The sequence below is a fragment of the Spirosoma koreense genome (genome assembly GCF_054777875.1).
Window position 1 is genome coordinate 95166 of record NZ_BAAHAC010000002.1, and the last position, 20822, is coordinate 115987.

At 52.0% G+C, this 20822-nt stretch carries 18 protein-coding genes; 11 read left to right on the forward strand and 7 right to left on the reverse strand.

Features of this window, described 5'->3' with window-relative positions; genetic code table 11:
* Nucleotides 1-107: 107 nt before the first annotated feature.
* Nucleotides 108-1658 carry an IPT/TIG domain-containing protein gene (locus ACYVC2_RS01050; protein WP_461100412.1) on the forward strand — a complete coding sequence of 517 codons (1551 nt, stop codon included), beginning with the start codon at nt 108-110 and terminating at the stop codon, nt 1656-1658.
* Here the strand turns inward: ACYVC2_RS01050 and ACYVC2_RS01055 are convergent.
* Nucleotides 1642-2592: a 2-hydroxyacid dehydrogenase gene (locus ACYVC2_RS01055; protein WP_461100413.1), complete on the reverse strand. Its 951-nt coding sequence runs from the start codon at nt 2590-2592 to the stop codon at nt 1642-1644. The genes ACYVC2_RS01050 and ACYVC2_RS01055 overlap by 17 nt on opposite strands.
* A 154-nt stretch (nt 2593-2746) precedes the next feature.
* Between ACYVC2_RS01055 and pdxA the strand changes: the two genes are divergently transcribed.
* The 3 genes from pdxA (at nt 2747) to ACYVC2_RS01070 (ending at nt 5886) form a co-directional block, all read left to right on the forward strand.
* Complete coding sequence (gene pdxA, locus ACYVC2_RS01060) at nt 2747-4282, forward strand: 4-hydroxythreonine-4-phosphate dehydrogenase PdxA (RefSeq protein ID WP_461100414.1); 1536 nt, start codon at nt 2747-2749, stop codon at nt 4280-4282.
* A gap of 74 nt (nt 4283-4356) precedes the next feature.
* Nucleotides 4357-5244: a YicC/YloC family endoribonuclease gene (locus ACYVC2_RS01065; protein WP_461100415.1), complete on the forward strand. Its 888-nt coding sequence runs from the start codon at nt 4357-4359 to the stop codon at nt 5242-5244.
* A gap of 6 nt (nt 5245-5250) precedes the next feature.
* Entirely contained in the window at nt 5251-5886 is a 636-nt protein-coding gene (locus tag ACYVC2_RS01070; protein WP_461100416.1) for a DNA-3-methyladenine glycosylase, read from the forward strand.
* Nucleotides 5887-5944: 58 nt separating this feature from the next.
* Here ACYVC2_RS01070 and ACYVC2_RS01075 read toward each other — a convergent pair whose 3' ends face one another.
* Complete coding sequence (locus ACYVC2_RS01075; protein ID WP_461100417.1) at nt 5945-7801, reverse strand: pseudouridine synthase; 1857 nt, start codon at nt 7799-7801, stop codon at nt 5945-5947.
* 273 nt (nt 7802-8074) lie between these two features.
* Between ACYVC2_RS01075 and ACYVC2_RS01080 the strand changes: the two genes are divergently transcribed.
* Entirely contained in the window at nt 8075-10084 is a 2010-nt protein-coding gene (locus ACYVC2_RS01080; RefSeq protein WP_461100418.1) for an acetoacetate--CoA ligase, read from the forward strand.
* Nucleotides 10085-10097: 13 nt separating this feature from the next.
* Here ACYVC2_RS01080 and ACYVC2_RS01085 read toward each other — a convergent pair whose 3' ends face one another.
* A complete protein-coding gene (locus ACYVC2_RS01085; protein ID WP_461100419.1) occupies nt 10098-10259 on the reverse strand; it encodes a hypothetical protein in 162 nt (53 codons plus the stop codon).
* The gene (locus tag ACYVC2_RS01090; protein WP_461100420.1) at nt 10259-10483 is read right to left on the reverse strand and encodes a hypothetical protein; all 225 of its coding nucleotides are present in this window, start codon (nt 10481-10483) and stop codon (nt 10259-10261) included. Before ACYVC2_RS01090 ends, ACYVC2_RS01085 begins: the two co-directional genes overlap by 1 nt.
* Nucleotides 10484-10808: 325 nt before the next feature.
* Between ACYVC2_RS01090 and ACYVC2_RS01095 the strand changes: the two genes are divergently transcribed.
* Complete coding sequence (locus ACYVC2_RS01095; RefSeq protein ID WP_461100421.1) at nt 10809-14258, forward strand: pyruvate carboxylase; 3450 nt, start codon at nt 10809-10811, stop codon at nt 14256-14258.
* A gap of 37 nt (nt 14259-14295) precedes the next feature.
* Here ACYVC2_RS01095 and ACYVC2_RS01100 read toward each other — a convergent pair whose 3' ends face one another.
* Nucleotides 14296-15015 (reverse strand): sterol desaturase family protein, encoded by a 720-nt coding sequence (locus ACYVC2_RS01100; protein WP_461100422.1) that lies wholly within the window; start codon nt 15013-15015, stop codon nt 14296-14298.
* Nucleotides 15016-15267: 252 nt separating this feature from the next.
* Here ACYVC2_RS01100 and ACYVC2_RS01105 point away from each other — a divergent pair, with 252 nt between their 5' ends.
* The 5 genes from ACYVC2_RS01105 (at nt 15268) to ACYVC2_RS01125 (ending at nt 18250) form a co-directional block, all read left to right on the forward strand.
* Nucleotides 15268-15657, forward strand: coding sequence for a DUF4870 domain-containing protein (locus ACYVC2_RS01105; protein ID WP_461100423.1), 390 nt, complete (start codon nt 15268-15270; stop codon nt 15655-15657).
* Between the two features lie 120 nt (nt 15658-15777).
* Entirely contained in the window at nt 15778-16101 is a 324-nt protein-coding gene (locus tag ACYVC2_RS01110; protein ID WP_461100424.1) for a DUF3467 domain-containing protein, read from the forward strand.
* A 169-nt stretch (nt 16102-16270) separates the two neighbouring features.
* Nucleotides 16271-16699: a 30S ribosomal protein S12 gene (gene rpsL / locus ACYVC2_RS01115; protein ID WP_461100425.1), complete on the forward strand. Its 429-nt coding sequence runs from the start codon at nt 16271-16273 to the stop codon at nt 16697-16699.
* Nucleotides 16700-16827: 128 nt separating this feature from the next.
* Nucleotides 16828-17295, forward strand: coding sequence for a 30S ribosomal protein S7 (gene rpsG / locus ACYVC2_RS01120; protein ID WP_461100426.1), 468 nt, complete (start codon nt 16828-16830; stop codon nt 17293-17295).
* A gap of 85 nt (nt 17296-17380) precedes the next feature.
* On the forward strand, nt 17381-18250 hold the full coding sequence (locus ACYVC2_RS01125; protein WP_461100427.1) for an aldose 1-epimerase family protein: 870 nt from the start codon (nt 17381-17383) through the stop codon (nt 18248-18250).
* 63 nt (nt 18251-18313) lie between these two features.
* On the opposite strand, the gene ACYVC2_RS01130 is transcribed toward ACYVC2_RS01125, so the two are convergent.
* On the reverse strand, nt 18314-19885 hold the full coding sequence (locus ACYVC2_RS01130) for a hypothetical protein (RefSeq protein ID WP_461100428.1): 1572 nt from the start codon (nt 19883-19885) through the stop codon (nt 18314-18316).
* Between the two features lie 246 nt (nt 19886-20131).
* Nucleotides 20132-20806: an OmpH/Skp family outer membrane protein gene (locus ACYVC2_RS01135; RefSeq protein WP_461100429.1), complete on the reverse strand. Its 675-nt coding sequence runs from the start codon at nt 20804-20806 to the stop codon at nt 20132-20134.
* Between the last annotated feature and the right edge of the window lie 16 nt (nt 20807-20822).

Sequence of the window (20822 nt, forward strand, 5' to 3'; positions counted from 1 at the left end):
TTCATTCTACATTACTTCTAACAGGCATTCGAAAGAAATGGTTTTTGGACGCTGAAATTGCCTAATTTTACTGATTACGCACCAGCAACAGGCTGCTTTTGCACGCTATGAAATCAAGAATAACGCTTTTCTTTTTTGTCGTTTTCGTCATAAACCTGTCAGGGTGTCGCCTTCAGAAAAGCCCTCCGGAACTGATCAGCGTATCCCCAAATAAAGCGGCCGTGGGCAACGAGATCGTTCTGAGCGGTAACCAGTTTGGCTCCGCACCAGTCGTTATCTTCGGTTCGGGTACGGCCACTCTAACTGCACCCGTTAGCAGCAGCGACGACAACAGCATAAAAAGCAAAGTTCCGTATATAGCGCCGGGCATTACCCAGATCCGTGTTCAGAACGATCAGGGTACGACCGACCCTCTGCCGTTTATCGCTCTCCAGCCCGGTCCGATCGTAACAACCGTAAGCCCGACCAATGGTCTGCCGGGTACCACCGTCACTATCACCGGCGATTTTCTCAATCAGCTCAAACTAATCCGGTTTGCCGATATCGATGCCACCATCAAAGACAGCACGGCCCAAAAACTGACGGTCGTTGTCCCACCCAATGTACCCCGGGGCCCTATCTTTCTATCTATCGAAACGAAAGGGGGGCTGTCGACCAGTAACTTTATCGTGGCCGGTGTTCCGCAGATTACGAGTCTGGCTCCGCTGAAAACAAAGCCCGGTGCCGAATTGGTCATCAAAGGAACAAATCTGCTGAACGGGGATGTGCGGGTGAACGGTAAACCCACCGACAAAGCCAAAACAACCGTAACGGATACCGAAATTCGCACCGTAATACCAACCGAAGCCACCTCGGGGCTGGTAACGGTCACGGTGTTCGAAAAGCTGGTGGCTACCAGCAACGATTCGCTTCAGATTTTTCAGTTGCCCGTCGTTGCGCGTTTATCGGCCCAGGATGCGGTCATCGGCGACAAAATCCTGATCGAAGGCCGAAATTTAGCCGCCGTAACCAGCGTATTGTTTGGCGGTACCGCAGCTACTTCTTTCCGCGTCATCAGCGATACGCAGCTGGAAGCCGTCGTGCCCACCGTAACGGTATCGGCCCCGGTAATCGTATCGGCGAGCAGCCTCGGCGGAACCGGGAGTGGAGTCGAATCGCTGTTTGTGTATTTACCCCCATCGGCCGTCACACTCAACCCCGACCGGCAACAGCGTGGGCGGTTCGTTACCGTTTCGGGTAAGAATTTCTACCGGGTAACGGACGTGCAGTTCAACGGAATTTCGTCGCCCATCATCAGCCGCGTAGAAGGCACCAGCCTGGTAGCCAGCGTCCCGGATAACGGCGTCAGTGGACCCGTCACGGTGATTAGCCGGGCAGGAACAGCCGCAGCTCCGTTGGTGGTCATTCAGAAAGCCATCGTTACAGACGTACTGCCAGCCAAAGCGCAGGTCAGCACCATCGTTAGTATCAAGGGTGATTTTCTGCTAAACGCGCAGATTTTCTTTGCTGGTACGCTCCAGCCCGCCGTCGATAACGGAAAAGCTACTGACACCCAGCGCTTTGTGATTGTGCCGAAAGATGCCAAAACGGGACCCATTCGCGTCATCAACGAAACCAATGACGCGACCGAAACAGCCACGTTTACTGTGCTGCCTTAACTTCGGTCAGTTGCCGCACCAGCACTTCGTTGATGCGAACGTAGCTTTCGTGGGTCCAGCCGGCCACGTGGGGCGTCAGAACAACCCGGTTCGACTGCCGCAGGTAATCGAAAGCCGTCTGCTGGTCTGGGGTAAGTTTCGCTAGTTTTTCGTTTTCCAGCACATCCAGACAGGCCCCGCGCACTTTACCACTTTCCAACCCACGAACCAGAGCCGCCAGCGACACAATTTCACCGCGGGCAATATTGATCAGGTAAAAAGGTCTGGCAAACCGATGGATAAAGGCATCGTCGATCATCAGCCGGGTTTCGTCGGTCAGCGGAATGTGCAGGCTCAGCACGTCTGCTTCGGCGATAATTCGTTCGGGAGAGGCCTCTTCAGCGAACGCATCGCCGTAGTTTGTCCGAAATTTGTCGTAAGTCAATACCCGGCAACCGAAGCCGCTGAGCCGTCGGGCCGTTGCCTGCCCGTTGTTTCCGTAACCGACGATCCCGACGGTCAGGCTACCGAGTTCGTATCCCCGGTTTCCTTCCCGGTCCCAGATACCCTGGCGCACTTCCCGGTCAGCTTTCAGAATATTCGTCAACAAGGCGAGCAACATCCCGACGGTGTGTTCAGCCACCGCGTCGCGATTGCCCGCGCCCGCATGGAACACCCGAATCTGCCGCCGTTCGACAGCTTCGAGGTCGATCAAGTCCAATCCGGCTCCCGCCCGGGCAATAAACCGCAGCCTGGGGGCATGACTCAACATTTCTTCGTCGACGGTTGTTTTACTCCGAATGATAAGGCCCTCGAACGGAGCAAACTGCTCTATCAGCTCAGATCGCGTGATTTTGGGCTGGTAACTGTATGTAAATCCAGCCTCGTCGAGCATGGCAAAGAGGGATGGGTGCATCTCATCGGCAATGAGAATAGCGGGCTGATTCTGGGACATCCGTAGGTTTTTGTAACTTGCAGCTATGTTAGTGAAGAATGTAGAGTGAAAAGTGAAGAGTAAGTCGATAGATCCAACGAACTCATTGCCTGCTCTTCACTTTTCACTCTACATTCTTCACTATTTAATTATTTGGCGAAACTACGAAAAGTGCATGGAACAACGCCAACCCGATGAACCGAACCAGCCAGCGAACGCTCCGCTGACGGCTCCTGCGGCTGATACTCGACCTGATCATACAATAGACCCCGAACCACAACCTTCGGAGCAACAACCATTCGGCAACCAACCCCTTACTAACCGGCAGGAAACACCCCAGCGGCCCAACCGCAACGGGGGTAACCAGCAGGGCGGTGAAGCGAATCCAGCCCCGGCAGAACAGACAGACCACCCGGAAACTGACCCACAGGAACCCCGTCAGCCGGCAGACCGGAACAATGGGCAACGGCCGAACGGACAACGGGAGAACCGCTCTCAAACCAATGGGCAGCGTCCGAACGAAGCGCGCCAGCGGGAAAGCACCCGTCCCGACCGAAACCAGCCAGGCAATCGGCCCCAACCCCGCGATCCGGCAGTCGTCGAGGTGAGTCAGCGTGATTCAGGACAGCAGTCGGGTCTGGTAGCCGAACCTTCCGGCCGCAGTGACGATCGCTTAGTGATCGGCATTTCGCTGGGTGATTACAATGGCATTGGTCCCGAGGTCATTCTGAAAGCGTTGCAGTACAACCGGTTGCAAAAACTATGTACGCCGGTCATTTACGGGTCGATGCGAATTCTAAACCGCTATCGCAACCTGCTCAATATGAAGGACTGGAACCTGAACGGGGCGCAGACGATCGGCCAGATCAGTCATAAACTGACCAATGTCATCACCTGCTGGCCCGACCAAAACCAGGATATTCAACCGGGCCGGGTAACGCCCGAAGCCGGGCAGGCTGCGTTTGCGTGCCTGCAGCGGGCCGTCGATGATCTGAAAGACGGAAAACTGGACGCGCTCGTTACGGCACCGATTAACAAGTACAATATTCAGTCGGAAGAATTTAAATTTCCGGGGCATACCGAGTACCTGGCGCAGGAATTTGGCGTGGCCGACAACCTGATGTTCATGGTCAGCGAAACCCTGCGAGTGGGGGTCGTTACGGGTCATATTCCGCTGGGGCGTGTTCGGCAGAACGTAACCCGGGAGCGTATTCTGCAGAAAATAAACCTGATGATGCAGTCGCTGAAGCAGGATTTCGGGATCGAAAAACCGAAAATTGCAGTACTCGGGCTGAACCCTCACGCTGGCGAGGAAGGCCTGCTGGGTAATGAAGAGCAGGATATCATCAAGCCGCTGCTGGCCGATCTGGTCAACAAAGGACAACTGGTGTTTGGGCCGTATCCGGCCGATGGCTTCTTCGGCACCCGCGCCTACCGAAAGTTCGACGCGGTGCTGGCGATGTACCACGACCAGGGCTTGATTCCCTTCAAATCGATTGCGTTTGAGGAAGGCGTAAACTTTACGGCCGGCATGCCTGCCGTCCGGACGTCGCCCGATCATGGTACGGCCTACGACATTGCCGGGAAAGATCTGGCCGACGAAACCTCTATGTTGCAGGCCATCTATACAGCTATCGACGTAGCCCGAAACCGAAAAGAATTCAGGGAACTGGAAGCCGGAGCGTTAAAGAAACAGCCCGCGGAAAAATAACAGGTTAATAGTCTGTAGCTTGTGGCCCACCGGTTGTTCCATAGCCACAACTATAAACCACAAACTACAAACGAATGCTCAAATCAATGACTGGCTTCGGCAACGCAACGGTAGAAGCCGGAGGTTTATCCGTTACGGCGGAAGTAAAAACCCTTAATTCTAAGTTTCTGGACATTTACTGCCGGATGCCCCGGCAGTTTTCGGATAAGGAAATCGAACTGCGCGCCCTGCTGACCCATCAGTTAGAACGTGGTAAAGTCGAACTGTCGCTGAACCTAACCCGGACCAGCGCGGTTCGTCCGGGCGTTACCATCAACCGCCCATTGGTACTGGCCTACGTCTCCGATTTAAAAGAAACGGCCAACACCATGCTGATGAGCATTCCCGACAGCGACATTCTTCAGTTGGCGCTTCAGCAACCCAATGCTTATCTGGCCGAATCGACCGACCACACGGCTGATGTAACGGACTGGGAGACGGTACAGGCGGCTGTCAGGGAAGCCATTCAGCGATGCGACACCTTTCGCAAACAGGATGGTGCTGTGCTGGAAAGCAAATTTCAGCAGTACATTCAGATCATCAGCGACCGGCTGGCCGATATCGAAGCGCAGGATGTCCGTCGGATGCCGGCCGTCCGCGAACGCATGCGTAATTCGGTAAAAGAACTGCTCGACAGCGAAACCTTCGATCAGAACCGATTCGAACAGGAGCTGGTCTATTACGTAGAGAAATTCGACATTTCTGAAGAGAAAGTCCGGCTCAAAAACCACCTTAAGTATTTTCTCGAAGTGCTGGCAACCGAAGAAGCCAATGGCAAGAAGTTAAATTTCATCTCGCAGGAGATCGGCCGCGAAATCAACACCATCGGCTCGAAAGCGAATGATGCTGTCATTCAGCGATTTGTGGTGCAAATGAAAGATGAGCTGGAGAAAATTAAGGAGCAGACCATGAACGTGATTTAGGGAATTATGCCGAAACTCCCGCTTAGTTTTTATGAACAGCACGACACGCTGACGCTGGCTCAGTTGCTGCTGGGCTGCGAACTGGTTCATGAATCGGAGGAGGGGACCACAGCCGGTATCATCGTCGAGACGGAAGGGTATTTGACCGACGATCCGGCCTGCCATGCCTACCGGCGTCAGACGCCCCGCAATGCAGCTATGTTCGGTCCGGCCGGCACATTGTATGTCTATCAGATTTACAATCACTACAACTGCATCAATGTTGTAACCGGGCCACAGGGCATAGGTGAGGCCATCCTGATTCGCGCTTTAGAACCAACGGAAGGACTTGATCTGATGGAAATTCGGCGCAACGAAGCGTTCAAAACCGGATTTGCCCGTTATCGAAACAACACCATCGACGCCGGAACGGCGGATGGGCAGCGTAACCTGGCCAACGGTCCCGGAAAGCTGACGATTGCCATGGGTATCAGCCGTCAGAAACACAATGCCTCGTCGCTGACAACGGGAGAGATTTACATCCGCGGACCGGTTCTGCACGATTTCGACATGGTAACAACCACCCGGATCGGCCTCACGCACGGGGCTGACCTACCCTACCGGTACTACATCAGCGGTAACCGATTCGTCAGCAAGCGATAAAACAAAACCGAGCGATCGGCAAATACAGCCAATCGCTCGGTTCATCCAGGTCTTTTCACTAATTAAAATACTTTAGCTTCACAACTTCTTTGGGATCGAGAAAGCGCCATTTACCACGCGGCAGCTCTTTCTTGGTCAAACCCGCGTACGTCGTGCGGTCAAGTTTGGTCACTTCGTAGCCAAAATGCTCGAAAATACGGCGTACGATGCGGTTTCGACCCGAATGAATCTCAATTCCGATAACCTGCGCATCGGGGGTAATGATACTCAGCGCATCCGGTTTGATGGGACCATCTTCGAGTTCGATGCCTTTTTTGAGGGCCTCGAAATGCTCGTCCGTGATTGGCTTGTCCAGCTCGGCCTGATAAATTTTGCGGATATTATTCGACGGATGCGTTAGTTTGTCAGCCAGTTCGCCATCGTTGGTCAACAACAACAAACCCGTTGTGTTGCGATCCAGGCGGCCAACCGGGTACATGCGGAAATTGCCGGCATCGGCAACGAGTTCCATAACGGTCTTCCGTTCTTCCGGATCGTCGGTCGTCGTGATATAATCTTTGGGCTTGTTCAGCAACACATAAACGAACCGTTCTGGGTCCAGCACTTTCGTGCCATATTTTACCGTGTCGCCTTCTTTTACTTTATAACCCATCTCAGTAACGACCTTGCCGTTTACCCAGATATCCCCCCGGGCAATCAGTTCATCGGCTTCCCGACGGGAGCAAACGCCGGAGTTAGCAATATAGCGATTCAGGCGGGTCAGGCCGTCGTTGGCGGGTGCCCGCTTTGGCTTTTCTGCATCGCCTGAGCGTTCAGTACGCTTTGGTCTGGCAGGACCTTTTCTAAACGAATCGAAGCTGCGGGGCTGCTCCAGATTATAATTCGGCGCTTTCTGGTATTTTCCCGTACGACGGTCGCCCGAGTCTTTCCGCTGCTGGCCGGAAAACCGCGGTTCTCCCGTCCAGGTGTTGTCGCCAGACTCTTTTTTGCGAAACTCCCGACGGCCGCCACTGCGCTCATCGTCGGTAGCGGACCGGTTTTTATTCCGTTCGTCGGCCTCCCGATTGAAGCCACCAACTCGCTTGAAAGCAGGCTTATCGGATCGGTCACCCGAAAAGCGCGCCGGTCGTTCGTTTCGGTCGTCCTGATTACGGCGGGCATTCGTATCGGAGAAGCGGTCGTCACGGCTATTCCGATCCGGACGCGTCGAGCCAAACCGATTCTGCCCCCCTGTAAACCGGTCATTATTTCTCGGACGATCTTCGTTGAAACGAGGCCGCTCATCGCGGTCGTTACGGGGCTCGGCCCGGTCCCGATCGAATCGGGGACGCTCCCGGTCATTACGATCCGGAAAACGCTCAGCCCGTTGCGGGGCCTCGTTGCCGAAGCGGTTTACAGTACGGTCATTCGTTCGGTCAACGCGGGGCGATTCATCCCGACGTCCAGAGCGGTCTTCCCGGCGGTCGGAAAAAGGCCGGCGAGAATCTGCGTTATCGGAGCGATCATTCCGGTCGAAGCGGGGACGCGAATCGTTGGTACGGGAGTCGCGCCGGTCGTTATCGAAGCGAGCCGGTTTATCGTCGCGGGAGCGGTTATCACGTTTGAAATCAGGTCGGTCGTCGCGATCAAATCGCGGCCGACGCTCTTCGTTAGGGCGGTCGTCCGTCCGGTTTCCACCGCCCCGGCTAAAACGGGGAGTTTCTGTATTCCGGTCTGTGCGCCGGAAATCACCATCGTTACGGGATGGTCTATCCACTTTATGAGCTCGCGGTCCGGCCGATTCATCATTTCGGCTGCGGTTAAACCGCGGAGTGTCTGCATTCCGGCCGTCATCCCGACGGTCGAACGAACGGCCCGGCCGCCGAAGCGGCTCACCATCACGGCGGGGCTCGTTCTTATCTGAATCCTGATTCATGGAAAAATACAGTAAATCGTACTTTTATAAAATAAAACGATGCTGATTATCAGCGCACTTCTTTTAATTATTAGAAAATGGGTACAAAGGTAGACTTTTTTTAAGCGAACCTTGCCATATCTGTTTTAACCAAACGCTTTTTCTTAAAAAAACAATCCGAAGACGGGTAAAGTCGTTAGTCGATAGTTGACAGTCATTCGGCCAACGGCCTTTCTAAACGTTTCCGACTGACACAACTTACCACTATCGACCGTTCACTATCGATTTATCTCTATGACGCGTCCGACCCTTACCCCTCTTTATACGCCTGATCGCCGTTTGGCCGAGCAGTCGCTGATGAAACAGTATATCAACTGGTTATTCGTAAAAAAAGGGCTGTATTTCCGGGATTACAATGACTTATGGGATTGGTCGGTAACGGATCTGGAAGACTTCTGGGAAAGCATCTGGCAGTTTTTCGAGGTTCAATCTCATTCACCCTACCAACAAATTATTTATCGTCCCAGCGACGCAGACATGGTTGGTACCGAGTGGTTTATCGGCGCAACCGTCAATTATGCCGAACATATTTTCCGGCATAAGGCAACGCAGTCCCGCACGAGTCCGGCGATTCTGTTTGCGTCGGAGCGGCAGGGACTGACCGTGCTTTCCTGGGGTACGCTGGAACAACAGGTAGCGGCCGTGGCGGCCCACCTCCGGCAACAGGGTGTCGGGTTGGGCGATCGGGTCGTGGCCGTCCTGCCGAACATTCCCGAAGCGGTTGTGGCTTTTCTGGCTACCAATGCCATTGGGGCCGTCTGGTCAAGTTGCTCACCCGATTTCGGTACGGCCAGTATCGTCGATCGCTTCCAGCAAATTGAACCCAAAGTTCTGATTGCGGCCGACGGCTATACGTATAATGGAAAACCGGTCGATAAATCCGAAAGCATACGTGACCTGTGCGCCCAGTTGCCGACTCTTAAACAAGTGATCTGGGTGCCTAATTTACACCAGGACAGTAATCCCATCGAAACCGTCGGGACGAAGGGATTTCGGTGGCCGGCCGTTCTGACCACCCCGGCCCCTGAGGGCTTGACCTTTGAACCGGTTCCTTTCAATCATCCGATCTGGGTTTTGTATTCGTCGGGCACGACGGGCAAACCTAAAGCCATTACCCATAGCGTAGGCGGTTGTCTGCTCGAACACCTGAAGGTGCTGGCCCTGCATCAGGATGTGCGCGTGGGCGAACGGTTTTTCTGGTATTCTACGACCGGCTGGATGATGTGGAATTTTGCGGTAGGGTCGATGCTGGTTGGGGCTACCCTGGTACTGTACGATGGTTCGGCGGGCTATCCTGATCTGAATGCCCTCTGGAAGCTGGCCGAAGAAGCCCGAATTACGCACTTTGGCGGTGGAGCAGCTTATTACCTGGCTTGTCTGCGGGCTGGCCTGAAGCCAATGGACACGTTTAGGCTCTCGAATTTGCGCACCATTGGTTCGACAGGATCACCCCTGCCCCCCGAAGGATTCCGCTGGATATACGAGTGCGTCAAAGCGAACGTCTGGCTCATTTCGTTCAGCGGAGGAACGGACATCTGCAGCGGCTTCGTGGGCGGTAATCCATTATTGCCCGTTTACGAAGGGGAGATTCAGTGTCGGCTGCTGGGTAGTTCGGTCGAAGCGTTCGATGCCAATGCCAGACCCATTCGGGGCGAAACGGGCGAAATGGTGATCCTGGAACCGATGCCGTCCATGCCCCTTTATTTCTGGAACGACCGCGATAATGAGCGCTATCGAAAAAGCTATTTTGCTGATTACCCAGGCGTTTGGCGGCATGGCGATTACATCCGCATCACCGAACGAAACGGAGTCATTATCTACGGTCGCTCCGACGCTACGCTCAACCGGGATGGCGTTCGGATCGGTACGAGCGAGATTTACAGCGCGGTAGAAAGCTTGCCCGATATTGCAGACAGCCTGATCGTGGGGCTCGAACGCCCCGGTGGTCAGTATTTTATGCCGTTATTCGTTGTCTTGCAGAACGGCGCTTCACTAACGGAGGAATTAATTTCCCGGATCAAGCAAACCCTGCGGACTCAATTGAGCCCCCGGCACGTTCCCGACGCTGTCTATGCTATACCGGAAGTGCCTTATACCATTAGCGGTAAGAAGCTGGAGACGCCGGTGAAAAAGATATTATCGGGCGTCGATGTATCGCTGGCTACCAGTCGGGATACCCTACGCAACCCGGCCTCGCTGGATCAGTTTATCGAGTTTGCCAGCCAGCACCTGAAGCCGAATTAAGGTGTTTCTAAGGCTAAGATCCGATTGGCTTCCAATACGAGCCTGACCGCTTCGTGTAGGTTGGTTTGAACTTCTTCCAGCGTTTTCCCTGCGTATTGGCACCGGGTAGTTCTTCCACAAAACCAACATAGCCTTCAGGCACTTTCAGATAAACAGGAGTGAGATTGTCGTTCATCAAGCTGCTGCATCCTGAACCAGTTGCACCGATAAACCATGCTCCTCCATAAGGCTGTTTAGTTCGCTCACATGCCGTCTGAGCAGATGGGTGTATTCATCGATCATTAGCTGACTTGGCTCAATGGCTTCTCGATGTCGCTTCAAAATAGCGCGCCGTGCATCAATCAATTCGAGTAGATGCAGCACTCGCTGCTCATAAGCGTTTACGGTTATCTGACTCATAACTCTAAAATAGTATCTGCAAGTATCCCTAATAACTTTCCGGGTAAACAACGAAATTCTCGAATATCTTTTTCCGCGTTTTTGAGAAAGGGAATGATTATACAGGAGTGGGTTCGATAGTAGCTAAATCCGTTTGAATCTGTCTATAAGGCATTATTCTACCTGGCTTTTCAAAAGTAATTGCGACCATATTTTCTGCAATATTTCCCGAAAAAACTGGCTTTTCCAGCGATTGTGGCTTTAATGGCAACATTTTCAAAATTTTCAACAATCTTGCTATGCTATTTGGCACGCTTACAACCCAAAGCTGCTTTTGTTGAAAATCATGAAAGAGTACATCCGACCGATTAAACGCCTGCTTGTCGTCAACCGGGGTGAAATTGCCATCCGTATCATGCGGGCAGCCACCGAGCTAGGCATCACTACTGTTGCTGTTTACACGTACGAAGACCGTTATTCGCTCCACCGCTATAAAGCTGACGAAGCTTACCAGATCGGTCGCGATGAAGACCCGCTGAAACCCTATCTGGATGTCGAAGGCATTATTTTACTGGCCAAACGGCATACGATCGACGCTATTCACCCAGGATACGGATTTCTGTCGGAAAACGTGCGACTAGCCAGACGCTGTCGGGAAGAAAACATTATTTTCGTCGGTCCTTCGCCCGAGGCTATGGACGCGCTGGGCGATAAAGTACGCGCCAAGAATTTGGCCACCACGGCCGGGGTACCCATGATTCCGGATTCTCGGGAAGAGAACATGACTCCCGAATTTGCCCTCAGCGAAGCCGAACGGATCGGGTTTCCGATCATGGTCAAAGCGGCTGCCGGTGGCGGTGGACGGGGTATGCGGGTGGTTCGGCAGGCCGAAGAGTTCGAAAAAGCCTTCGCCGAAGCCAAAAACGAAGCCCGCAATGCCTTCGGCGATGATACGATCTTCCTCGAAAAATTTATTGAAGATCCAAAACATATTGAAGTTCAGCTACTTGGCGATCAGCACGGCAATATCGTTCACTTATACGAGCGCGACTGTTCAGTGCAGCGACGCTTTCAGAAGGTCGTTGAAGTAGCACCATCGTTTGGACTTCGGCAGGAAACCAAGACGAAGTTGTACGACTATGCGCTGCAACTGGGTCGGGCAGTCAATTATTCGAACGCGGGTACGGTCGAGTTTTTGGTCGATAAGAACGAGAATATTTACTTCATCGAGGTTAACCCACGCATTCAGGTCGAGCATACGATTACGGAGGAAGTGACCGGCATCGATATCGTCCGGACGCAGATCCTGATCGCGATGGGGTATCCGCTTTCCGCCAACGGGATTTACATCAACCATCAGGATGAAATTCCGCTCAACGGCTACGCCATTCAGTGTCGAATCACGACAGAAGACCCGGCCAATGGATTCAAGCCTGACTTCGGAACCATTACGGCTTATCGTAACGCGGCCGGTTTCGGCATTCGTCTGGACGAAGGAAGTAGTTATGCGGGTATGAAAATCTCGCCCTACTTCGACTCGATGATCGTGAAGGTATCCGCGCGTGGCCGTACACTGAAGGGAGCTACCCAGCGGCTGACACGGGCGTTGCTGGAGTTCCGGATACGGGGTGTAAAAACGAACATCGGCTTTTTGCTGAACGTTATCAGCAATCCGATTTTCCAGCGGGGTGAAGCGCGGGTATCGTTTATCGAAACGCACCCGGAGCTATTCAACTTCCGCAAGCCTCAGGACCGTTCGACACGGGTACTGAACTACCTGGCCGATGTGATCGTGAACGGCAATCCGGAGGTTAAAAAGAAAGACGACTCGAAGGTGTTCCGTACGCCCATCGTACCGCCCTACGATATTTACAGCGCTCACCCGGCTGGCAGTCGGGATCGGCTTAAAGAGTTGGGCCGGGAAAAATTCGTGCAGTGGGTGCTCGATCAGAAATGCGTCCTCTACACCGATACGACCTTTCGGGATGGCCACCAGTCGCTGCTGGCAACGCGGGTCAGGACGCAGGATCTGCAGAAAGTAGCCGAAGGGTTTGCCAAAAACCACCCCGAGCTATTTTCGATGGAAGTCTGGGGGGGCGCTACATTCGACGTGGCCATGCGCTTTCTCTACGAAAGTCCCTGGAAACGACTGGCCGCGTTGCGTGAAGCAATGCCCAACATGCTGTTGCAGATGCTGTTCAGGGGGTCCAATGCCGTGGGGTACTCCGCTTATCCTGACAACCTGATCGAAAAATTTGTCGAGAAATCATGGGAAACGGGTATCGATGTGTTCCGCATCTTCGACTCGCTGAACTGGATCGAAGCCATGAAGGTGAGTATCAAAGCCGTACGGGAACGGACCGATGCGCTCTGCGAAGCGGCCATCTGCTACACGGGCGACATTCTCTCACCCAATCAGCATAAGTACACGCTTCAGTATTACCTCGATATGGCCCGGCAACTGGAGGATCAGGGGGCGCATTTGCTGGCCATCAAAGACATGGCAGGGTTGCTGAAACCACTGGCGGCCGAGGTGCTGGTCCGTGAACTGAAACAGGCAGTGAGCATTCCGATTCATCTACATACGCACGATACGGCGGGCATACAGGCGGCTACGTACCTGAAGGCCATTGATTCAGGGGTCGATATTGTCGATTGTGCACTGGGAGCGTTATCGGGCCTGACGTCGCAGCCGAATTTCAACTCAGTCGTCGCGATGATGCAGGGTCATGCGCGGGAATGCCCTACAAACCTGGCGTCGCTGAACGCTTATTCCAACTACTGGGAAGACGTTCGGGAGTATTACTACCCCTTCGAGTCGGGCATGAAGGCCGGGAGCGCTGAAGTATACGACAACGAAATTCCGGGGGGCCAATATTCGAACCTCAAACCCCAGGCGATTGCTACAGGGCTGGGCGATAAGTTCGAAACCCTAAAGAAGAACTATGCCATAGCGAACCAGTTGTTCGGTGATATTGTGAAAGTAACCCCTTCGTCGAAAGTGGTTGGCGATATGGCTATTTTTATGACGGCCAACAACCTGACGGCCGATGACGTACTGGCCAAAGGCGAATCGCTGTCGTTTCCGGAGTCGGTAAAAGAGCTGATGAAAGGTATTCTTGGACAGCCCGTTGGCGGTTTTCCGAAGGATATTCAGCAGGTGGTTCTGAAGGGCGAAGAGCCGATCACGGGGCGACCCAACGAACACCTCAAGCCGATCGATTTCGACGCCGATTTTAAAGCCTTTCAGGCCAAGTACCCACTCAACGATGGTTTTGTCGATTATCTGTCGTACCAGATGTACCCGAAAGTGTACGACGAATATTACAAAGCCAACGAACAGTACGGCAACGTCAGCATCATTCCGACACCTGCGTTTTTCTACGGGCTGAAAGAGAACGAAGAAATCCTGATCAACATCGAAGAAGGCAAGAACATCCTGGTTCGACTGCTGTTCAAATCGGAACCGGATGAGTTCGGCATGCGTACCATTACGTTTGAACTGAACGGCCAGAGCCGTCAGGTGCGCGTTCGCGACCGAGCGTTGAAGGTCGAGAAAGCCATGAATGCCAAAGTGAGCCAGCCAAATGACATAGGCGCTCCGCTCCAGGGCCGACTAACCCGCATTCTGGTGAACCAGGACGATACCGTCAAGAAGAATCAGCCATTGTTCGTTATCGAAGCGATGAAAATGGAAAGCATCGTCGCAGCTCCCCGCGAAGGCAAGATCACCAAAGTCGTGCTGAAAGAAGGGACGCTTGTTGAACAGGACGACTGGGTTATTGAATTAGCGTAACTAATAACGGGGAAGCCGCTGGCTTCCCCGTTATTAGTTACTGCCGGTGTACGTCTTTAAAGAGTAGCATATCGCTCAGCCGCTGTTCTTTTTCGTTGTCGAAGCCACAGGTAGAGCGAAACTCCTTTGGGTTTCGGTAGGTTCCGAACAGCATGTCCCACCAGACGATATCGCCATAATTGTGGCTGTGCTTTTCATATTCGTGGTGAATCCGGTGCATTTCCGGACGCTGAAAAATATAGCCGATCCACTGGGGTGTTTTTACATTCGTGTGGTAAAAGAATTCGCCCAGCGCCGTACACAGTGTGTAAACCGCTCCAGCCTCGGCACTCAAGCCAAGCAGCGTATATACCAGCAGGCTGCCGATCATCGAATTGACGGTCATTTCGAGTGGGTGCTTGTAGAACGACGTGATCACTTCCAGACGTTGCGGACTGTGGTGAATTTGATGGAAATGCGTCCACAAGAAGTCTACGGTATGCCGCCAGCGATGCCACCAGTAAAAAATAAACGTAGCCATTACGTAAGCGATAACCCCACCGGCTACAGGGCCGACATGGCTCGATAGATGAAAAATCGAGTAAGCCGAGAACCACTTCTCCCACGTAAAACCGGCCAGTACCACCACAGCTAGTTGAACAAAATTGATAGCCAGCACGCGTACCGTCCAGGTAGGCACTTCGGGCAATTTCCAGCCGGGAATAAGCCGCTCAAGGATGAAACAGAAGGCAAAGACGCCAAAAATAACAGGTAGCATATGGGTTGAGGTTTATGTAAAATAATACCCCAAAGGAACCACCCGCGTTTTGCCGAATCCTTGATGCAGATCAATTTCGCCGATTACATAACGAGCGTACCAACGTCATAGACCCAGAATCGGGAGTTACACGATTGCTGAACCATGTGGCTCCAGCCCATCCGACGGTCCGGTCTGTTCATCGATTTCTCAGTTTATGGTTGTGTTAGCCAATTTTTTACGCCAACTTACTACCAATTAACTCTTTACGCCATGGAAAATCAGCCCACTCCTCCGCCATTTACCCCAGCTCCTGTTCCTATGAGCGATTCCGATGCCCGCATGTGGGCCATGCTCACCCACTTAAGCGCACTTCCTGGGTCGTTTTTTATTATTGGCAGCGTCGTTGCGCCACTTGTTATCTGGCAAATTCAGAAAGACAAATCGGCCTTTGTCGATTACCACGGTAAAGAAGCCGTTAATTTTCAGATAACCATGGCCCTTGCCTTTGCGGTTTGCTTTTTACTCGTATTCATTCTGGTCGGAGCCTTTCTAATCGGTTTGGTCGGCGTAGTCTGGCTGGTTTTCACTATTATTGCTGCCGTAAAAGCCAATAACGGCGAGTATTATCGCTACCCACTGACCATTCGATTCATCAAGTAAGAAAGACAGCAAAAAGCAGGTCCGTGCGTTGCTGATACCCCGAACAGCTTACCTAAAACCAACAGACAACATAGCGATATGAACTGCGGGTTGGTTTACATTAACAACCAGTTTATTGATATGAGTGTACAGCAGCAAAATCCGGAAGGATCTATCGACGTCGAATTAAGCGAAGAAATTGCAGAAGGGATTTATGCCAACCTGGCCATGATTGCCCACTCCAACAGCGAATTTATTCTGGATTTTATTCGGCTGATGCCGGGAGTGCCAAAAGCGAAAGTAAAATCCCGGATCATCCTGACTCCAGAGCACGCCAAACGCCTGCTGGAAGCGCTTCGTGAAAACATTAGCCGCTACGAAGAAGCCTATGGTGGCATCAACGAACCCACCGATACCTTCCGGTTTCCGACCGGTGGCTTCGGTGGCCCCGTAGGGCAGGCATAGGCAGCAGATAGTTGGCCAGTTTTCCAGCTACCATTAGAAATACGGGCGCCTGATTTACAGGCGCTATAAGCTAACGACTATTCACTTACTCCTGTTGACTTTCAAGCAGTTTTCCGTATCTTTGCACCTCAAAATTCGGGGAGACTGTTTTTTTGTAAACTAATTTCAAATGCCTACTATACAACAACTAGTGCGTAAAGGCCGCGAGAAGCTTGAATTCAAGTCGAAATCGCCCGCTCTTGACGCCTGCCCACAACGTCGGGGCGTATGTACACGTGTGTACACGACGACGCCGAAGAAGCCGAATTCGGCCCTTCGTAAAGTTGCCCGGGTTCGTCTGACAAACGGCCGGGAAGTTAACGCCTATATTCCCGGCGAAGGCCACAACTTGCAGGAGCACTCGATCGTACTGATCCGGGGTGGTCGTGTAAAAGATCTGCCGGGTGTTCGTTACCACATCGTTCGGGGTGCGCTCGATACGGCTGGTGTGAATGGTCGCCTGCAAAGCCGCTCGAAATACGGTGCTAAACGTCCGAAACCAGGTCAGGCTCCGGCAGCTGGTAAAGGTGCTCCGGCAAAAGGTGGTAAGAAAAAGTAAATGAAAAATGACTAATTGATGCTGACACACAAGTCGATCAGTATTCATTACTCATTTTACATTATTCATTAAAATCAGACTGCCCGTTGAAAAACACGGCAGAGTAAGATCAAAAATCTGAAGAAATCATGAGAAAGGCGAAACCGCCCAAGCGTTATGTGTTGCCCGACCCGAAATATAAAGAGGTCCTGGTAACCAAATTTGTAAACAATCTGATGTACGAAGGCAAAAAGAGCCTGGCGTACGCCATCTTCTACGATGCACTGGACGTGGTGGCTAAGCGCACCAGCGAAAGTGGTCTGGATACGTGGAAAAAGGCATTGAACAACGTCATGCCATCAGTAGAAGTAAAAAGCCGTCGCGTGGGTGGAGCTACCTTTCAGGTACCTACCGAAGTACGGGCAGACCGGAAGGTCGCGGTAGGCATGAAATGGCTTATCCGGTACGCTCGTTCGCGGGGTGAGAAAACCATGGTAGACCGGTTAGCAGCTGAAATCGTTGCCGCTTCGAAAGGCGAAGGTGCCGCTGTAAAAAAGAAGGACGATACGCACCGTATGGCGGAAGCCAACAAGGCGTTTTCGCACTTCCGGTTCTAAACCAAGTCAGTACGCGCCAGTCTCCGAAGGCCGTAAACGTCAAAAAGCCACTCAACATTGGGTGGCTTTTGTTATTTTTGGCCCTATGACAACATTGGAAAACGATTACCTGCGCGTGGCCATCCGCCCTAAAGGCGCCGAACTGACGTCGATCATTCACAAGCCGAGCGGTATCGAGCACCTGTGGCAAGCCGATCCGACCGTCTGGAACTGGCATGCGCCGAATTTATTTCCGGTGGTGGGTGGATGCCTCAATAATCAGTTGCTGGTAGACGGAAAAACCTATCCCATTGAACGACATGGGTTTGTGCGGCAGTCGTTTTTAGAAACGACCGAATCGACTACTACCCACGCCGTCTTTTCCCTGCGCTCCAGCCCGGTTACGCGTGTTCACTATCCGTACGAATTCGAATTTCAGATCATTTACGAACTTGATGGTCCAAGCCTGACCATTACCTACCGGGTGGTAAACAACGACGAAAAGACTGTTTACTTCTCGGTCGGTGCTCATCCGGCGTTTGCTGTGCCGTTCTACGTAAATGAAACGTATGAAGATTATTTCATCGAATTTCCGGAAGCCGAGTCCCTGAAAACGCACCAACTGTCGTCGGCGGGTTATTTTACGGGCGAAACCCAAGCTGTGCCCACAGAAGGAAACCGGTTACCACTGACCGCTCATTTATTCGACAATGACGCCCTGGTCTTCAAAAATCTAACCTCGAAACGCGCGGCTATCCGAAGCGACAAGCACCAGCATTCCGTTACGGTCGATTATCCGGCATTTCCGTATCTGGGCATATGGGCGAAACCGGGCGCGCCGTTTGTCTGTATCGAGCCCTGGTTGGGTTGTGCAGACAGTGAGGGTGAGCAAAAACCCATTCAGGAGAAAGAAGCCATCCAGCAGGTATCGGTCGGGGATGTCTTCGAAGCTTCCTTTTCCATTACTATAGACTAGTTTCTGATCGTTTCATCCAACCGTTTATTCATCGTTACGCTGAAACGATGAATAAACGGTTGGCTATTGTGTTTCCTCCAGCGGGGTAAAGTCTTTAAACGTTCGTTTTATGGCTTTATCAGTCGCTTCTTTCTTGCTTTGCCAGTTTGCGTCCAATTCCAGCGCTACCAGCCCGCTCAGGCTCATAGCATTCCGGAAATCGTCCATCTTCTTGATGAACTCTCCATTCCGACGGGCTGATTTTAACGAAAACTCGCGGGCGAATATATCGCCTTTGTTCTGTAATTCCGCTTTCTTACCCAACACATAATTATACCGGTCGAGCAGGTCTTTCATCGATTTACCTATGACTTCGGTCGCTTCGAGCGTCCCCATTGTTAGCACAGCAGTACCACCTACTGCCGAAATAATCCGCTGGGAAGTCGGATCATTGCTCGTTATAGCTGGCGAAACGCCCGTAACGGCACCCAGTGAAGCATTGGCTACCGACCGATTACGTTTACCTCCTTTAGCTTTTTTGTAATCCCGCTTCAGCTGTTCTTCCTTCTCGCCCAGTTGTTCGACCAGTCCCCAGGCCTGCACTAGCAGCTGCCGATACTGTACGTAATAATACCGGTCTTTTTCGGCTTCATTGACGGTATTCAACACCGTAAACGTAACCCGACGCTCGGCTCGGTTCTGCGATTTATCCAGCACATAAAACGTAATCGTAACGTTCAGCGAATCATACGGGTCCTTGACAAAATCGTAGCCCGGCATCCAGATGAATTCGTACTGATTATTGGTATTTTTAACGAGCGTAGTCTTCGGGATCTGCTGATTATCCGAAAGGAACCCGAACGTATTCACGTCATCCTCCCCGTTAGGATCGGACAAATAAAATTTCAGGTTGACCGTCGCGTTCTCCCGTAATTTATAATGCTTTTCTTCCGGAATAAGTGTAATGTCGGGCGGTAGATCCATCTGGGTCACTTCTACTTTCAAGCGTCCTTTCGTCCGGGTTTTCGCCGGCTGATCTTCCACCCAGAATTCGATATACTGGGGCGATTGCTTTAATTTATTGAATTGATTCAGCGACAGGGTCCAGGTCAATTCACCCTGCGAAGACAACTTACTCCCTTCCGGCATCTGATCGGCAATAGGAATAAACACCAGCGGGTCGCCATCCTCATCGTGCACCACCTGCGGGTCCATTTTGTAGGTGTTCTGCGTCCGGTAACTCACGTAAAAAGGAAGCAGTTCGCCTACCGAAGGCGGCCGATTTACGTGTAACACGTTAAAATCGACAGTTTGAGTAACAACCTGCCCATGTTGATTTCTTACCTCGAAAGCCGCCGGATAGTTCTTCGATGTCTGGATTCGGTCGGCCAGACCAAATCCAGGCGTCCAGCTGAAATGACCCAGCGAATCCAGTTGCATACCTTCCTGCCTGACAGGACCCAGCGAATACCGAATCGTATCGTTGGGGGCAGTTATTGCCTTTAGATCAAACCGAACCGTGCTTCCCTCGGGAACCGTGTTCCAGTTTGTCTGTGTAGGAAAAACGATTTGTATTGGTTTGTTATCCTGCGCGTAAGTGCCAATGACCGAAAAAGTCAAAAACATCCACGCTACTATACCGGCAGTTCGGTTCATGGGTGATGTTGGAAGGTGGTCTGTTTTGGAGAACGTAAAAGTAAGGCTGAAGATTTTGTTCAATTGAATCGATGAGCTTGTTTTGATATTTTTCTCAGATAAAAGCCCATATATTCTTACTAAATTTACATTTATCCAAGATCAGAATAAAAGGGGCAACTTACAGCCAACTCAGCTTCCTTATAAAAAAGTCGCTTCTTAGCGTAGTAAGAAGCGACTTTTTTATGGATTAGTTATAGCTTTTGCTTACTTCTTGGGCGTTGTAGCCGAGCCAGTAGCTGGTTTGGTAGTTGGGGCGCTTCCACCCGTAGCAGCTGGTTTGTTCGCAGCGTTAGCGGCTGCAGCGGCTTTAGCCGGATCGATACCTAATTTTTTCAGCACCAGTTCCGTGATGTTGTTTTCTTCGGGCGCTACCAGCAAAATAGGGATGGTGTTGGCACCCGCGTCCAGATTGAATACGTACTGATAGCCATTGTCCTTAGCTACACCATCGATGGCCTTCTGAATTTTCTGGACGACTGGGTTGACCAGTTGCTGATACTTGGCCTGCAGCGACTGTTCGGCGGTCCGGCCAAATTCCTGAATCCGGGTTTGCAGGCTCTGCAATTCCGTTTCGCGGTCTTTCCGGATCACATCCGACATTTGAGCAGCTCCTTTTTCATACGACTCATATTTACCCTGAAGTTCGGTTTGCATCCGCTTCAGCTCATTTTCTGACTGAGTCCGTTGAATAGTTAACTGATTCTGAATGTCTTTGGCTTCGGGGGTTTGCGACAGAACGTAATCGATGTTCGTATAGCCTAGCTTCAGCGGTCCGGCTGCGGTGGTCGTAGCAGGTGCCGCCGTTGGGGCTTGTGCCTGTGCGTTTAAGCCGCCCAACAGAAGAGCTGCTGCAAACGCCATGACGAGGTTTTTCTTCATCTCGAATTAATTGTTT

Excerpts from the sequence above, each read along its gene's own strand:
- ACYVC2_RS01070 (WP_461100416.1), top strand. The coding sequence starts at position 5,251 with ATGCCGAAACTCCCGCTTAGTTTTTATGAACAGCACGACACGCTGACG.
- ACYVC2_RS01130 (WP_461100428.1), bottom strand. The coding sequence starts at position 19,885 with ATGAACCGAACTGCCGGTATAGTAGCGTGGATGTTTTTGACTTTTTCG.
- ACYVC2_RS01110 (WP_461100424.1), top strand. The coding sequence starts at position 15,778 with ATGAGTGTACAGCAGCAAAATCCGGAAGGATCTATCGACGTCGAATTA.
- ACYVC2_RS01065 (WP_461100415.1), top strand. The coding sequence starts at position 4,357 with ATGCTCAAATCAATGACTGGCTTCGGCAACGCAACGGTAGAAGCCGGA.
- rpsL (WP_461100425.1), top strand. The coding sequence starts at position 16,271 with ATGCCTACTATACAACAACTAGTGCGTAAAGGCCGCGAGAAGCTTGAA.
- ACYVC2_RS01055 (WP_461100413.1), bottom strand. The coding sequence starts at position 2,592 with ATGTCCCAGAATCAGCCCGCTATTCTCATTGCCGATGAGATGCACCCA.
- ACYVC2_RS01095 (WP_461100421.1), top strand. The coding sequence starts at position 10,809 with ATGAAAGAGTACATCCGACCGATTAAACGCCTGCTTGTCGTCAACCGG.
- rpsG (WP_461100426.1), top strand. The coding sequence starts at position 16,828 with ATGAGAAAGGCGAAACCGCCCAAGCGTTATGTGTTGCCCGACCCGAAA.
- ACYVC2_RS01090 (WP_461100420.1), bottom strand. The coding sequence starts at position 10,483 with ATGAGTCAGATAACCGTAAACGCTTATGAGCAGCGAGTGCTGCATCTA.
- ACYVC2_RS01125 (WP_461100427.1), top strand. The coding sequence starts at position 17,381 with ATGACAACATTGGAAAACGATTACCTGCGCGTGGCCATCCGCCCTAAA.
- pdxA (WP_461100414.1), top strand. The coding sequence starts at position 2,747 with ATGGAACAACGCCAACCCGATGAACCGAACCAGCCAGCGAACGCTCCG.
- ACYVC2_RS01100 (WP_461100422.1), bottom strand. The coding sequence starts at position 15,015 with ATGCTACCTGTTATTTTTGGCGTCTTTGCCTTCTGTTTCATCCTTGAG.
- ACYVC2_RS01135 (WP_461100429.1), bottom strand. The coding sequence starts at position 20,806 with ATGAAGAAAAACCTCGTCATGGCGTTTGCAGCAGCTCTTCTGTTGGGC.
- ACYVC2_RS01105 (WP_461100423.1), top strand. The coding sequence starts at position 15,268 with ATGGAAAATCAGCCCACTCCTCCGCCATTTACCCCAGCTCCTGTTCCT.
- ACYVC2_RS01080 (WP_461100418.1), top strand. The coding sequence starts at position 8,075 with ATGACGCGTCCGACCCTTACCCCTCTTTATACGCCTGATCGCCGTTTG.
- ACYVC2_RS01085 (WP_461100419.1), bottom strand. The coding sequence starts at position 10,259 with ATGAACGACAATCTCACTCCTGTTTATCTGAAAGTGCCTGAAGGCTAT.
- ACYVC2_RS01075 (WP_461100417.1), bottom strand. The coding sequence starts at position 7,801 with ATGAATCAGGATTCAGATAAGAACGAGCCCCGCCGTGATGGTGAGCCG.
- ACYVC2_RS01050 (WP_461100412.1), top strand. The coding sequence starts at position 108 with ATGAAATCAAGAATAACGCTTTTCTTTTTTGTCGTTTTCGTCATAAAC.